The 13327-nt window shown below is 70.0% G+C and carries 15 protein-coding genes; 10 read left to right on the top strand and 5 right to left on the bottom strand.

Translation table 11 applies throughout. From position 1 onward, the window contains the following. The 9 genes from OOT46_RS18015 to OOT46_RS18055 all read left to right on the top strand — a co-directional run. Positions 1 to 264: type III secretion HpaP family protein (locus OOT46_RS18015; protein ID WP_265405011.1), on the top strand; the 264-nt coding region annotated here is incomplete at its 5' end. Positions 265 to 282: 18 nt separating this feature from the next. Then, a complete protein-coding gene (locus OOT46_RS18020) occupies positions 283 to 1395 on the top strand; it encodes a FliM/FliN family flagellar motor switch protein (RefSeq protein WP_265405012.1) in 1113 nt (370 codons plus the stop codon). Between the two features lie 27 nt (positions 1396 to 1422). Continuing rightward, positions 1423 to 2070, top strand: coding sequence for a type III secretion system export apparatus subunit SctR (gene sctR / locus OOT46_RS18025; protein ID WP_265405117.1), 648 nt, complete (start codon positions 1423 to 1425; stop codon positions 2068 to 2070). A gap of 21 nt (positions 2071 to 2091) precedes the next feature. After that, positions 2092 to 2358 carry a type III secretion system export apparatus subunit SctS gene (gene sctS, locus OOT46_RS18030; protein ID WP_265405013.1) on the top strand — a complete coding sequence of 89 codons (267 nt, stop codon included), beginning with the start codon at positions 2092 to 2094 and terminating at the stop codon, positions 2356 to 2358. Positions 2359 to 2374: 16 nt separating this feature from the next. Then, positions 2375 to 3181 (top strand): type III secretion system export apparatus subunit SctT, encoded by an 807-nt coding sequence (sctT, locus tag OOT46_RS18035; RefSeq protein ID WP_265405014.1) that lies wholly within the window; start codon positions 2375 to 2377, stop codon positions 3179 to 3181. Continuing rightward, positions 3174 to 4250 (top strand): type III secretion system export apparatus subunit SctU, encoded by a 1077-nt coding sequence (sctU, locus tag OOT46_RS18040; RefSeq protein ID WP_265405015.1) that lies wholly within the window; start codon positions 3174 to 3176, stop codon positions 4248 to 4250. Before sctT ends, sctU begins: the two co-directional genes overlap by 8 nt. An 8-nt stretch (positions 4251 to 4258) precedes the next feature. Continuing rightward, positions 4259 to 6391 carry a type III secretion system export apparatus subunit SctV gene (gene sctV / locus OOT46_RS18045; RefSeq protein WP_265405016.1) on the top strand — a complete coding sequence of 711 codons (2133 nt, stop codon included), beginning with the start codon at positions 4259 to 4261 and terminating at the stop codon, positions 6389 to 6391. A gap of 144 nt (positions 6392 to 6535) precedes the next feature. Beyond that, positions 6536 to 7141 carry an ankyrin repeat domain-containing protein gene (locus tag OOT46_RS18050; RefSeq protein WP_265405017.1) on the top strand — a complete coding sequence of 202 codons (606 nt, stop codon included), beginning with the start codon at positions 6536 to 6538 and terminating at the stop codon, positions 7139 to 7141. Positions 7142 to 7255: 114 nt separating this feature from the next. Then, entirely contained in the window at positions 7256 to 8392 is a 1137-nt protein-coding gene (locus OOT46_RS18055; RefSeq protein ID WP_265405018.1) for a DNA glycosylase AlkZ-like family protein, read from the top strand. Here the strand turns inward: OOT46_RS18055 and OOT46_RS18060 are convergent. The 5 genes from OOT46_RS18060 to OOT46_RS18080 all read right to left on the bottom strand — a co-directional run bounded on the left by OOT46_RS18060 (position 8371) and on the right by OOT46_RS18080 (position 12235). After that, the gene (locus OOT46_RS18060) at positions 8371 to 8820 is read right to left on the bottom strand and encodes a GNAT family N-acetyltransferase (RefSeq protein ID WP_265405019.1); all 450 of its coding nucleotides are present in this window, start codon (positions 8818 to 8820) and stop codon (positions 8371 to 8373) included. The two genes, OOT46_RS18055 and OOT46_RS18060, sit on opposite strands and share 22 nt — an antisense overlap. Before the next feature lie 5 nt (positions 8821 to 8825). Further along, entirely contained in the window at positions 8826 to 9086 is a 261-nt protein-coding gene (locus OOT46_RS18065; protein WP_265405020.1) for a type II toxin-antitoxin system Phd/YefM family antitoxin, read from the bottom strand. 101 nt (positions 9087 to 9187) lie between these two features. Next, entirely contained in the window at positions 9188 to 9931 is a 744-nt protein-coding gene (locus OOT46_RS18070) for a superoxide dismutase (protein ID WP_265405021.1), read from the bottom strand. A 125-nt stretch (positions 9932 to 10056) separates the two neighbouring features. Then, a complete protein-coding gene (gloA, locus tag OOT46_RS18075; protein ID WP_265405022.1) occupies positions 10057 to 10602 on the bottom strand; it encodes a lactoylglutathione lyase in 546 nt (181 codons plus the stop codon). 19 nt (positions 10603 to 10621) lie between these two features. Continuing rightward, positions 10622 to 12235, bottom strand: coding sequence for an MFS transporter (locus tag OOT46_RS18080; protein ID WP_265405118.1), 1614 nt, complete (start codon positions 12233 to 12235; stop codon positions 10622 to 10624). A 195-nt stretch (positions 12236 to 12430) separates the two neighbouring features. Here OOT46_RS18080 and OOT46_RS18085 point away from each other — a divergent pair, with 195 nt between their 5' ends. After that, complete coding sequence (locus OOT46_RS18085; protein WP_265405023.1) at positions 12431 to 13324, top strand: alpha/beta fold hydrolase; 894 nt, start codon at positions 12431 to 12433, stop codon at positions 13322 to 13324. The last annotated feature ends 3 nt before the right edge of the window (positions 13325 to 13327 follow it).

Below are 13327 nucleotides of genomic sequence, written 5' to 3' on the forward strand. Positions count from 1 at the left end.
TGCTGGAGCAGCTGTGCGAGCGGCCTCTACAGCGGCGTCTCGCCGGGCGACGGGGCGCGCCGCCTGATGCTCGACGTCTCGCCGCTGCTGCCCGGCACCCAGATCGAGCTGGTGCGCCACGGCACCGGCCTGCTGGTGCGCCTGCACGCGCGCGACGAAGCCACCCGCGAGCTGCTCGACAGCCAGCGCGGCCGGCTGGTCGGCGAGCTGGCCCGACAGGCGGGCGCCGAGGCGCAGGCCGAGATCCAGGTCGAGGTGGTCTGACGCACCATGGAGCCTGATGTGACCCTCCGCGACGATCTCGCCGCCGCCGTGCCGACGGTGGACCCGGCCGTGGCCGTCGCGGTCAACCAATGGCTGGCGCGGCGCCGTTCGGCCCGCTTCCAGATCGGCCAGCGCGCCTATGCGCTGCGCTGGAAGCCGGCCCCGGCCCGCCTGGCGCTCGGCGCCGCCGGTTTCGTGCTCGAATGCGCCAGCGGCGCGCACCGCTTCGGCATTGCGCTGGAGGACATCGGCGTGATCGACGCCCGCTTGGCGGGCGCGCCGTTCTCCCAGCTGCCGGTGGCGGCCCGCGACCTGGTGGCCGAGCGTGTGCTCGACGACTTCCTGCGCCTGCTGCCGCCGCGCCTGTCGGCCGGCCTGGAGCTGCTCGCGCTGCGCTGGCCGACCGGTGGCTGGGACGTGCCCGCCTGCGCCCTCGGCTACACCCTTCAACGCGATCCCGACGGCGGCTCCGGCGACGGCCTGCTGTTCGCCGACGGCCCGGCCACGCTGGCCTGGCTGGATGCGGCCCTGCCCGCCACACCCGACCCCGCCGCCGACGCCCGGTTCGCCGGCGTGCCGCTGCGTGTTTACGTCGAGCTGCCGGGCATCCGCGTGAGCCTGGCCCAGTTGCGCGAGCTCGAAGCCGGCGACGTCGTGCAGCTCCCCGGGGCGCAGCTCAGCCCGCGCGGCATGTCCGCCACGCTGCGCGCCCGCGGACACGCCGACTGGCGCTGGCGCTGCACGGTGCGCCGGCGCACCGTCAGCCTGGAACCCACCCCGGTGGAGCGCGTCGACATCGCGCTGGCCGGGCATGTCGAGGCGCTCGATGCCGCCGCGGCCCTTTCCCCACCTGACGATGCGATGAAGATGCACCCGCTGTCCGATGTCGAGCTGCCGCTGAGCTTCACGCTCGGCGAACGCCTGTTGACGCTAGACGAGATCGAGCGCCTGCAACCCGGCCAGACGCTGGAGTTGCCGCAAGATGCGACGGACGCCACCGTCCGCATCGAGGTCCACGGCGTCGCGGTGGCCGAGGGCCAGCTGATCCTGATGGGCCGCAAGCTCGGGGTGCGGGTGGTCCGCACCTTCGAGACCCGGGTCGAGTCCGGCAGCGGCCCGGCCGCCGCTTGATCAGGAGGTCGTGTGTTCGCCACCGGCATGCCGGATCCCGCCGTCGTCATCGTCAGCTTCGCACTGCTGGGGCTGGCACCTTTCGTCGCCGTGATGGTCACCAGCTTCGCCAAGCTGGTGGTGGTGATGAGCCTGGTGCGCAACGCACTGGGCGTGCAGCAGGTGCCGCCCAACATGGTGCTCAACGGGCTGGCGCTGGTGCTCTCCTTGTACGTGATGGCCCCGGTGGTGCAGGACGTGCAGACCGCCGCGCAGGCCCAGATCAAACCCGGCCAGGGGGTCGGCGGGGCCCAGGTGTTCGACATGCTGGGCGCCGCGCGCGAGCCGCTGCGGGCCTTCCTCGGCAAGCACGCCCAGCCGGCCGAACGCGAGTTTTTCGTGCGCTCGGCGGCCCGCATCTGGCCCAAGGAGAAGGCCGAGGCCCTGACCCGCGACGACCTGCTGGTGCTGGTGCCGGCCTTCACGGTCAGCGAGCTGACCGCCGCCTTCAAGATCGGCCTGCTGCTCTACATCGTGTTTGTCGTCATCGACCTGGTGGTCGCCAGCATCCTGGTGGCGCTGGGCATGATGATGTTCTCGCCCACCGTGGTCTCGGTGCCGCTGAAGCTGCTGCTGTTCGTGATGCTGGACGGCTGGTCCAAGCTGGTCCACGGCCTCATCCTCACCTACCAGTGACCTCCAGAGAAGGAAACCACCATGGACCTGGCCACCCTGGCGCTGCACATCCGTCAAGCCCTGGTGCTGATCCTGATGCTTTCGCTGCCGGTGGTGATCATCAGCGCCGTGGTCGGCCTGGTGGTGGCCTTCCTGCAGGCCGTGACCCAGGTGCAGGACCAGACCACCCCCTTCGCGATCAAGCTGGTCGCCGCGGTCGCCACGCTGGCGCTCGGCGCCTCCTGGATGGGCGGCGCGCTGTTCAACTTCGGCGAGCAGATGCTGCTGGCCATTCCGGCCGTCAAATGAGGAGGCCCGCGCGCGCATGTCGGCCGTCCAGGAAACCCTGAGCTGGCAGCACCAGCTGCTCGTCATCGGCCTGCTGATGGCCCGGATGCTGGTGGCCCTGTCCTTCATCCCGCTGTTTGTCGGCAGCTCGGTGCCGACCACGGTGCGTCTGGTGTTTGTCGCCGGCCTGACGCTGGCGGTGTTGCCGCTGGCGCTGGCCGACCCGGCGCTGCGGCAGGCCGTGCCCTCGGCCGGCGTGCTGGGCCTGGTGCTCAAGGAAGGCGCGCTCGGTCTGGTGCTGGGGCTGATGTGCGGCATCGCCTTCTGGGGCGTGCATGCGGCCGGCTCCATCGTCGAGTACCAGGCCGGCCTCACCGTCGCCACCGCGATCGATCCGCTCACCGGGCAGGAGGACTCCATTGTCGGCGGCCTGTTCATGAATCTTTTCACCCTGCTGTTCCTCGCCACCGGCGGGCTGCTGGCGCTGATCGGCATGCTGCTGGAGAGCTACACGGTGTGGCCGCTGTCCAGCATGACGCCGGTGGTCGGCAATCTCAAGCTCGTGGCAGTGGTCATCGGCGGGCTGGGCGAGCTGCTGCTGATCGCGCTCAAGGTCGCCGTGCCCTTCGTGATCCTGATGCTGGTGGTGGAGATCGCGCTCGGCCTGCTGTCGCGTTTCGCGCCCCAGCTCAACGTGTTTTTCCTGTCGCTGCCGCTCAAGATGATCGTGCTCACCGGCCTGATCCTGCTGTATGCCACCGTGATGACGGACGGCCTGCGCGGCCTGCCGGTGACCGACTTCGGGGCCTTGCTGCTACTGCTGAGAAAGGCCACCGATGGCTGACAGCAACAGCAGCGCCCAGCAGAAAACCGAGGCACCGACCCCGCGGCGCCTGCGTGACGCGCGACGCAAGGGCGAGGTGCCGAAGAGCCGCGACTGGACCGCCGCTGCCGTGCTGCTGGCGCTGGGGGTCTGGCTGACCCTGGCCGGCGACGCCACGCTGGAGGGCTTGAAGGCCCTCATCGCCCGCGCGCTGCAGCACGACCTGCGGGCCCTGCAGGCCGGCGGCAGCGCCGCGCCGCTGCTCGGCGAGCTCGTGCGCGAGGCGCTGTGGCTGGTGCTGCCGCCGGTCGCGCTGCTGCTGGCCGTCAGCCTGCTGGCTGCCTGGGTGCAGGTGGGTGCGCTGTTCTCGATGGAGCCGGTCACGCCGCAGCTGCAGCGCCTCAGCCCGACGCAGGGTGTCAAGCGCCTGTTTTCCCTGCAGACCGTGGTGGAGCTGCTCAAGCTGGTGCTCAAGACCGTCGTGCTGGGTGTCATCGTGACCGTCATCGCGCTGGCGACCATGCCCGAGTTCCTGCGCGCGCACTGGCTGCCCTTGCAGGCGCTGATGCCGCTGGCCACCGGCTCGCTGAGCCAGCTGCTGTGGCCGGCGGTGATCAGTTTCCTGGCCGTCGCGGCCTTCGACCTGTGGTTCCAGCGCTGGCAGCACCTGCGCCAGCTGCGCATGACACGCGAGGAGGTCAAGCGCGACCACCGCGAGATGGAGGGCGACCCGATGCTCAAGGGCAAGCGCCGCCAGCTTCACGAGGAAATCGCGATGAACAGCATGCTCGACAAGGTGCGCACCGCGACCGTGGTGGTGGTCAACCCGACCCACATCGCGGTGGCCTTGTACTACCAGCCGGGCGAGACCGACCTGCCGGTGGTGGTCGCCAAGGGCGCCGACCATGTCGCCCAGGCCATCCGCGAGGTGGCCGAGCGCCACGGCGTGCCGGTGCTGCAGGACGTCGGCCTGGCGCGCCGGCTGGCCGAGCAGGCGCCGCTCGACGAGTTCATTCCCGACGAGTTCATCGAGCCGGTGGCGGCGGTGCTGCGCTGGGTGCGCGAAGTCCACGCCGGGTTCCGGCCATGAAGGAAAGCATGAAAAACCCCTCAAGCCCCGCCCGCTCGGCCGCCTCCTGGCACGGCGCGGCCGGATCGGCCGGCCGCTGGCTGGCCTGGACCCGCCATCCCGAGCTCGGCCTGGTGGTGCTGGTGGTCGCGGTCATCGCCTTGATGGTGGTGCCGCTGCCGCCCTTCGCGCTGGACAGCCTGATCGCGCTCAACCTGACCCTGTCGGTGGTGCTGCTGATGCAGTCGCTGCATGTGCGCTCGCCGCTCGGGCTGTCGACCTTTCCCAGCCTGCTGCTGCTGAGCACCTTGTTCCGGCTGGCGCTCAACATCGCGTCGACGCGACAGATCCTGCTGCAGGGCAACGCCGGCCGCATCATCGAGACCTTCGGCAAGCTGGTGGTGGGCGGCGACGTGGTGGTGGGGGCTGTGGTCTTCCTCATCATCGCGGCGGTGCAGTTCATCGTCATCGCCAAGGGTTCGGAGCGGGTCGCCGAGGTCGGCGCGCGCTTCAGCCTGGACGCCATGCCCGGCAAGCAGATGAGCATCGACGCGGACCTGCGCGCCGGCATCATCGACAAGGACGCCGCGCAGCGCCGCCGCGCCGCCATCGAGAGCGAAAGCCAGCTCTACGGCGCGCTCGACGGCGCGATGAAGTTCGTCAAGGGCGACGCGATCGCCGGCTTGCTGATCGCGGCGATCAACATCGTCGCCGGCCTCGCGATCGGCATCCTGCGCCGCGGCATGACGGCCGGCGACGCGCTGGACACCTATGCGGTGCTGACGGTGGGCGACGCGCTGGTCTCGCAGATCCCCTCGCTGTTCGTCTCGATCTCGGCCGGCATCCTGATCACGCGCGTGTCCGACCCGCGCAGCGGGCCGGCCAGCCTGGGCCAGGAGATCGCCGGCCAGCTGCGCGCCCAGCCCAAGGCCTTGCTGATCGGCGGTGTGGTGATCATGGCACTGACCCTGGTGCCGGGGCTGCCGGCGCTGCAGTTCCTGGTGCTGGGCGGGGCGGTCGCCTGGGGCGGCCACTACCTGCTCTACGCACGCCCGCGCTACCGGCATGCCGCCGACACGCCGATGCCGGCGATGCGGCGCGAAGGCAGCGAGCAGGTGCCGAGCCTGGTGGAGCGCAGCGAGCTGCCGCTTGCGACGCCGCTGTCGCTGCAGGTCTGGCCCGGTTTCGAGGCGGCCGTCTCGCCCGCTGCGCTGGACGAGCAGCTGCAGCACACCCGGCGCGCGCTGAGCCAGGAGCTGGGTCTGCCCTTCCCCGGCCTGACCGTGCGCATCAACACGCGCCTGGCGGCCGGTGAGTACGTCGTGCTGGTCAACGACGTGCCGGTCTCGAAAAGCCTGTTGCCGGCGCAGCTGCGCTGGCTGCCGGTCGAGCCCGGCGAGGAGGCCCAGCGTCGCCTGCCGCCGCACCGCACGCCGCCGCCCGGCCTGTGGAGCGGACAGGCGGTGCTGGTGCCGGCCGACAAGCCCGGCCGCGGCGTGACGCCGCTGAGCCACGAACAGCATCTCGCCCGCCACCTGTTGGCCCAGCTGCGCCGCCATGCCGACGAGTTCATCGGCGTGCAGGAAACCCAGTGGCTGCTGCGCCGCCTGGCCGAGCAGCACCCGGACCTGGAGAAGGAGCTGCAGCGCGTCTGCCCGGCCAGCCGCACCGCCGAGGTACTGAAGCGCCTCGTGCGCGAGGGGGTCTCGCTCCGCAACCTGCGCGACATCGCGCATGCGCTGGTCGACTGGGCGCCGAAGGAAAAGGACACCGTACTGCTGACCGAATACGTGCGCAGCGCCCTGTCGCGGCAGATCACCTGGCGTTTCGCCGGCGAGGGCCGCAGCCTGCCGGCGCTGGTGCTGCACCCCTCGCTGGAGCAGCAGCTGCACGCGGCGCGCCGACAGACCAGCACGGGCACCGTGTTGATGCTGGATCCGGCCATGGGTCGCAAGCTCGCGGCCCGCATCGGCCAGGCCCTGCAGCAGCCGCCCAAGCCGGGCAGCCCGCCACATGCGCGCACCGTGCTGCTGACCTCGCTGGAGCTGCGGCCCTATGTGCGCAAGTTCATCGAGCAGGACCTGCCGCTGCTGCCGGTGCTGTCCTACCAGGAGCTGGCGCCGGACACCCACATCAATGCCCTGGGGACGGTCGAGTTGTGAGTCGCCCGGCCGGGCGTTCCGCCCCGCGGCGTCTGCTTGACCATGCCTGGGAATCGCTGGCCCCCCGAAACGAGGGAGCCAGGCCGCGAAGTCGCGTCCTGCTCGCTACACTGCGCGCCGACACCTACAACAGCGGAGAGGATCATGCGCATCAAAAACAAGACTTCACGCCTTCTTGCGGCGGCCGGCGTTTTTGCCGCCTGCTTGTTGCCTCTGGCAGCGGCGGCCAAGGGTCGCATCCCCGCGGATGAATGCAAGGAGATCGCGAAAAACCAGAAGAGCAAACAGCCCCTGGCCTACATCGCCGAAACGACCTTCGGCACGCTGGTCAAGCGGGACGGCAACCCGGATATCGCGATCATCCGGGAATTGCTGGACTGTGGCGCGGACCCGAACCTCAGGTCCGACGGCGGGCAGTACGGGCTTCACTGGGCGGCCTACTACGGCAATGTCGAACTGGTCGAACTGCTGGTCAGCAAGGGCGCCAAGATCAACGCCATGTCGGACCACGAAAGCCGATACGTCTTGCACGGGGGTTATACGCCACTGCACATGGCCCTGGCCGGCATGGCGCACGCCGGCTACGACAATCGCGTCGAGAACGTGAAGATCATCGAAGTCCTGCTGAAGCACGGCGCGGACCGGACCATCAAGGACCGCCACGGCGACAACCCCGACAACTGGGGCACGCCCTACCAGGAAGCGATGCGCCTGAAGTTCGACAAGGTCGCGGCACTGCTCAAGTTCTGAGGGTCGCCGGTGCATCGAGCGGTGCGGATCTCGCGCCGCTCGACGCACTGAACGATCCGTGCGCCGGCTTCGAGCCCTCGTGCAAGAACGGCGCTGCTGCGGCAACATCGACCCATGGCCCGGATCACGCTCGATCACCTGCGGCGCTATGCCGTCGCCCGAACCCTCACATCGCCAACCACGCTGCTGCGTGCGATCGACCGGCTGGGCTTCGTGCAGGCCGACCCCATCCGTGCGCCGGCCCGTGCGCAAGACCTGATCCTGAGGCACCGCGTCAAGGACTACCTGGCCGGTGATCTCGAACGCCGCTACCCGCGCCTGCCGGTCGAGGAAGACTGCCTGGTCAACTACGGCTTCCTGCCGCGGCGGCACCTGGCGCTGATGCATCCGCGAGTGCCACACCGGGTCTGGGACGCAGCGACCCGGCGCCGGGCTGAAGAACTCCTTGCCTTCGTGCGCGAGCGCAAGCGGGTCCACCCGCGCGAGGTCGAGGCGCACTTCGCGCACGGCCGCATCACCAACTACTGGGGCGGCTCCAGCGCCGCCACCACGCACCTGCTCGACGGCATGCACTACCGCGGCCTGCTGCGCGTGGCGCGGCGCGACAAGGGCATCCGGATCTACGAGGCGGCGGCGCATCCACCGGTCGATGACAGCCCGGCGGCCCAGGCCGAGCGCGCCGCCGCCCTGATGGAGCTCGTGGTGCGCCAGTACGCGCCGCTGCCGGCCAGCAGCCTGGGTTTTGTCGTGCGCATGCTGGACTACGGCGCGCCCCAGCTCGGCACGGCGGTGCGTCACGCCTTGCGCGGCGCGCGCGAGCGACTGGCCGGCGCCGAGGTGGACGGCCTGTGGTGGTACTGGCCCGCCGATGAAAATCCGGCCTCCCGCCGCCACCTGCCGGACGACGCCGTGCGCCTGCTCGCGCCCTTCGACCCGGTGGTCTGGGACCGCACCCGCTTTCAGCTGCTGTGGGGCTGGGTCTACAAGTTCGAGGCCTACACCCCGGCCGCGCAACGGCGCTTCGGCTACTACGCGCTGCCGATGCTGTGGCGCGATCAGGTGATCGGGTGGGCCAATCTGTCGCTGCAGGGCGGCCGGCTAGCAGCGGCGGCCGGTTATGTGGAGGGTGCAGCGCCGGCCGAGCCGGGTTTTCACGCAGCGCTGACTGAAGAGTTGGCGGCGGTCGGCCGGTTTCTCGGGCTGGAGCGCGAGAGCCTGCTTGCGGCCGGTCAGGGCATCGGCGTTTCGTAGTGTTTGACGAAACGGCGCTCGTCCGGCAGGTACCCCCGTCGCTGGTAGAAGGCATGGGCCTCTGCCCGGTGATCGCCGCTGGTGACCTCCGCCCGCACACAAGCTCGATCGCGGAAGTAGCGGTCCGCCGCCTCCACGAGGCCGGTGCCGACGCCACGACCCCGGGCCGCCTCGGAGACGATCAGGGAGGTGATGCGCCCGAGGCGCCCCTCGGCGTGAAAAAGTTCGACAACGTGAAGGCTGATGACACCGAGCAGCGCCCCGTCTTCTTCGACGACCATCACCTTGTCGTTCAGCCCTTGCGCAAACACCTCGAGCTTGCGCCGCAGCAGCTCCGGCGTGGCGGGATATCCGAGTTCAAGCAGGAGTGCCGCGATGGCGTCGGCATCTTCGGATCGGGCTTCTCTGATCATCGCGTCGCTTTCCACGAAGTTCAGGAGAAGTCGGCCGGCCGATACAGCTTGCTGGCACGCGGCGGGTCAAACTCGATGTCGTCGTCGCCTTCCATCTTCAGCATGTCGAGGATGCTCGCAGACGATCCAAGCAGTGCCTGGTAATGCTCAATGCTCAAGAGCACGTATGCCGGGCGACCGTCGTCCGTGATGAAGACAGGCCCATTGTTCGCTGCCTTCTTCGCTTTCCCGGTGTCTTGGTTGAACTCCTGAGTGGAAAGGGTCGTGAGGATGGTTGTCACGAGGCCGGCGCCTCCCGAAACGCAGGTACCTTACTACACACCACCACCACGGCGAACCGGCGAGGTCGGCACTGCGTCGGCGGCCGCGCCGCCCTCTGCCCTCACGCCCGCGCTACCTGCGCCAGGTTCGACTCCACGAACCGCCAGTTCCACAGCTTGTCGAACACCGCCTCGACATACGCCGGCCGGCGGTTCTGGTAGTCGATGTAGTAAGCGTGCTCCCAGACGTCCAGCACCGCCAGGGGCAGCACCGAGCCCTGCACGACGGGCGTGTCGGCGTTGGAGGTCTGCAGCAGTTCGAGCCGGCGCGTCACCGGGTCCTGCACCAGCCACAGCCAGCCGGAGCCGAACAGGCCGGTGGCGGCCTTGAGGAACTGGCTGCGGAAAGCCTCGAAGGAGCCGAAGGAATCATCGAGCAGGATCTGCACCTCGCGCGGTGGCTTGCCGCCGCCGCGGGGCGACAGGCTGTGCCAGAAGAAGCGGTGGTTCCAGTCCTGCGCGGCATGGTTGAAGATCGCACGCTCGGTCGGCTGCACCGCGCTGGCCTGCACGACACGCTCCAGCGACAGCCCTTCGTAGCGCGTGCCCTTGATCGCGCGCGCCAGGTTGTCGACATAGCCGCGGTGGTGCTTGTCGTAGTGGAAGCCGATGGTGCGGGCCGAGATCACCGGCTCCAGCGCCGAGGGCTGCCAGGGCAGCGGCGGCAAGGGAGACGCGGACTTGGCCGGGGCCGCTGCTGAGGCTGCCGGCGCGGCCGGCCGGAGCTCGGCGGCCGCCAGAGGCAGGCCGAAGGCGGCGGCGCCGAGCGCGAAGAAACGCCGGCGTTGGCAATCGATGTCGTGCATGTCGGAGGCTCTCTCGGATCGGGTTGGAGACTGCGGGGACCCGATACTCTGCACGCTCGACACGCCGCCAGGCGGTTACCAAACGAATGCAGGGCAGAGAAACACTTCCCTGCCCGGCAGAGTTGTCAGGCCGCCGGGCGTCCCAGCTGTTTCATGCGGGCCGGCTCGACGATCTCGATCCAGTAGCCGTCCGGGTCCTTGATGAAAGCCACGTCCTTCATCTTGCCCTGTTCGGGGCGCTTCACGTACGCCACCTGGTTCTCGTCGAACCAGCGGATCGCCAGGTCGAGGTCGGGCACCGAGAAGCAGATGTGCCCGAAACCCTGGGGCTGGGCATTGCCGTCGTGATAGCGGAACTCCGGGTCGCTTTCGGTGCCCCAGTTGTGGGTGAACTCCAGCACGCCGCGCTGCGCGAAGGTCCAGGCGGTGCGCTCGCCGATGTCCTCGGGCGCGCCTTCGGCCAGCTCGGGCCGTGCCAGGAAATAGAGCGAGAACTTCATCTCCGGGAAATCGACCTTGCGAAGCAGGCGCAGGCCCAGCACGCGGGTGTAGAAGCCGAGCGAGACCTCGGGGTCCTTGACGCGCAGCATGGTGTGGTTGAGCACGAAACCGCGTGTCGGCTCGGGTGCGGCCTCACAAACGCCGGGCTGGGTTTCGGTATTGAAGCTCATGGAGACGGGTCCTTGTCGGTCAACGTTGGAAGGCTTGGGCAATGCAGCGGGTCACCACCGGCGAAGTTTCGCCGATATGGAAGCTCAGCCGGCGCTCGCGCAAGGCGGCGTCGGAGGCCGTGAATCGGTCGAAGCGGCGCAGGTGCTCGACCCAGGATTCGTCCAGCAGGTATTCGATATACCGGCCCGGGTCGGCCGTGTCGCGGAACAGCTCCCAGGACAGCGCGCCCTGGCGCAGCCGCGCGCGCCGGGTTTCCTCCATCACGGCGAGGAAGGCGGTCGCCTGCGCCGGGTCGATGCGGTACTCGATGGTCACCAGCACCGGCCCCGCGTCCGGGTCCACCGGCTCGCTGATCTCGGGCGGCTTGACCACCCGGGTCGGGCTCAAGTCCTCCTCGGCCGCACCCTGGATGCGGAAACGCCGGGTGAAGGCCAGCGCCACCACGCCAAACACGGCCGAGCCGACCAGGCTGGTGCGCACGTCGGTGAGGCCCGCCACCTGGCCCCACAGCGCCGCGCCGGCCGCGCTGCTGCCCATCAAGGCCATCTGGTAGATCGACATGCCGCGCGCCCGGACCCAGTCGGGCAGCGAGAGCTGGGCCGCGACGGTCAGCGAGTTCGCCACCGAGATCCAGGCCATGCCGGCCACCACCATGGCCGGCATCGCGACATACAGGTTGGGCGAAAAGGCCACCACCAGCGTGGCGCCGGCCTGCACCAGGGTGCCGTGGTGCACCAGCTGGTCGCGGGTGTAGCGCTGGCGGATGCGCGGCAGGTAGAGGGCCGCGACGATGGCGCCCATGCCGAGGCCCGCCAGCAGCAGCGTGAAGGTGCCGGCGCCGCCGCCCGGCAGTCCCTTGGCGACCAGCGGCATCAGCGCCTGCAGCGCCGTGGCCTGGAGGAAAAACGCCGAGATGCGCCACAGCACGGCGTGCATGCGGGTGGACTGCCGCACATGCTGCAGGCCGACCCGCATCGCGCCGAAAAACCGCTCCCCCGGCAGCGCGCTGACCTTGGCCTCGCGCCGCCAGCGCATGATCGCGAAACCCGCGGCCACCGACAGCACCGCATTGAGCACGAACACCCAGGCGCTGCCCAGGCTCGCGATCACCGCGCCCGCCACCAGCGGGCCGACGATACGCGAGGCATTCATCGCGATGCCGTTGAGCGCCAGCGCGGCCGGCAGCTGCGGCCGCGGCACCAGCTCGGGCACGATGGCCGCGAACACCGGCCAGCGCATCGCCAGCCCGATGCCGTTGGCGAAGGTCAGCACCAGCAGCAGCGCGGCGTTCATGGCGCCGGACAGCAGCACCAGGCAGACCACCAGCGCCACGGCCGCGACCCAGAACTGCGTGACGATGAAGTAGCGGCGCCGGTCCAGGATGTCGGCCAGCGCCCCGCTCGGCAGCCCGAGCAGGAACACCGGCAAGGTGGAGGCCGACTGCACCAGCGCCACCATCACCGGCGAGGTGGTCAGCGAGGTCATCAGCCAGGCGGCCGCGACGTCGTTCATCCACATGCAGACATTGGCCGTGAGCCAGGCCAGCCAGAGCATGCGGAACACCGGCTCGCGCAAGGGCGCCAGCGCCGAGGTGTCGGCCACCGGCGAGCGCGGCGTGTCGGGAGCGGGAATGGCGGAAGCGCGGGGACCTTCGGGTCCGGGGAGCTGCGTCAACGGACTGCTTTCTCGATCGACCGGATGCCAGTTTCTCACCTTCTGGCAGGCGCTGCAGCGGAGGCGACCGGCGTTCAGCTGGCGCTCAGGCAGGCGCTTTCGCCGACTTGCCCGGGCGCCCCGGGATACCGGACACTGGGGCCCGGGAGCGCGATGTTCTTCGACACCTTCACCCTCGAAACTGTGGCCCTCGGCGAGGTGCGCCTGCGCGTGCGGCATGGCGGGCACGGGCCGCCGGTGCTGTTGCTGCACGGCCATCCCCGCACCCACGCAACCTGGCACCGGGTGGCGCCACTGCTGGCGGCCCGATTCACGGTGATTTGCCCGGACCTGCGCGGCTACGGCCGCTCGTCGAAACCAGCGCCCGGGCCCGGACACGCCGCTTATGCCAAGCGGGCGATGGCCGCCGACATGCAAGCCTTGATGGACACGCTCGGCCACGACCGCTACGCGGTGGTCGGCCACGACCGCGGGGCCTATGTCGCCTTTCGCCTCGCGATGGATCAGCCGGGCCGGGTGAGCCGGCTGGCCGTGCTCGACGCGGTGCCGATCGGCGACGCGCTGGCGCGCTGCGACGCGCACTTCGCGACACGCTGGTGGCACTGGTTCTTTTATGCCCAGCCGGAGCGGCCGGAGCAGGCCATCCTCGCCGACCCGCTGGCCTGGTACCGCGCGGCCGAACAGGCGGCGCAGATGGATACGCCGGCCTATGCCGACTTTGTCGAGGCGATCCGCGACCCCGCCACCGTGAGCGCGATGCTGGCCGACTACCGGGCCGGCCTCGGCGTGGACCGGGCGCACGACGACGCCGACCGGGCCGCCGGCCGCCGCCTCGCCTGCCCCGTGCTGGCCCTGTGGGCCGGGCGCGACGATCTCGCCGAGCTGCACGGCGACGTGCTGGCCGTCTGGCGCCGCTGGGCCGACGAGGTCCAGGGCGGGAGCCTGGACTGCGGCCACCATCTCGCCGAGGAACGCCCACAGGAGCTGGCCGAGGCCTTGCTCGCCTTCCTGGACCCGGGCGCGGCGCCCCCACCGGCCCGGCCCTGAGCC

The organism is Aquabacterium sp. A7-Y (genome assembly GCF_026153205.1).
In the GTDB taxonomy this organism is placed as follows: domain Bacteria; phylum Pseudomonadota; class Gammaproteobacteria; order Burkholderiales; family Burkholderiaceae_C; genus Caldimonas.

Bases quoted from the DNA above. Each gene is read 5' to 3' on its own strand.
- sctS (WP_265405013.1), top strand. From the start codon at position 2,092: ATGGACCTGGCCACCCTGGCGCTGCACATCCGTCAAGCCCTGGTGCTG.
- gloA (WP_265405022.1), bottom strand. From the start codon at position 10,602: ATGAGCTTCAATACCGAAACCCAGCCCGGCGTTTGTGAGGCCGCACCC.
- sctR (WP_265405117.1), top strand. From the start codon at position 1,423: ATGCCGGATCCCGCCGTCGTCATCGTCAGCTTCGCACTGCTGGGGCTG.
- OOT46_RS18070 (WP_265405021.1), bottom strand. From the start codon at position 9,931: ATGCACGACATCGATTGCCAACGCCGGCGTTTCTTCGCGCTCGGCGCC.
- sctV (WP_265405016.1), top strand. From the start codon at position 4,259: ATGAAAAACCCCTCAAGCCCCGCCCGCTCGGCCGCCTCCTGGCACGGC.
- OOT46_RS18085 (WP_265405023.1), top strand. From the start codon at position 12,431: ATGTTCTTCGACACCTTCACCCTCGAAACTGTGGCCCTCGGCGAGGTG.
- OOT46_RS18050 (WP_265405017.1), top strand. From the start codon at position 6,536: ATGCGCATCAAAAACAAGACTTCACGCCTTCTTGCGGCGGCCGGCGTT.
- OOT46_RS18055 (WP_265405018.1), top strand. From the start codon at position 7,256: ATGGCCCGGATCACGCTCGATCACCTGCGGCGCTATGCCGTCGCCCGA.
- sctT (WP_265405014.1), top strand. From the start codon at position 2,375: ATGTCGGCCGTCCAGGAAACCCTGAGCTGGCAGCACCAGCTGCTCGTC.
- sctU (WP_265405015.1), top strand. From the start codon at position 3,174: ATGGCTGACAGCAACAGCAGCGCCCAGCAGAAAACCGAGGCACCGACC.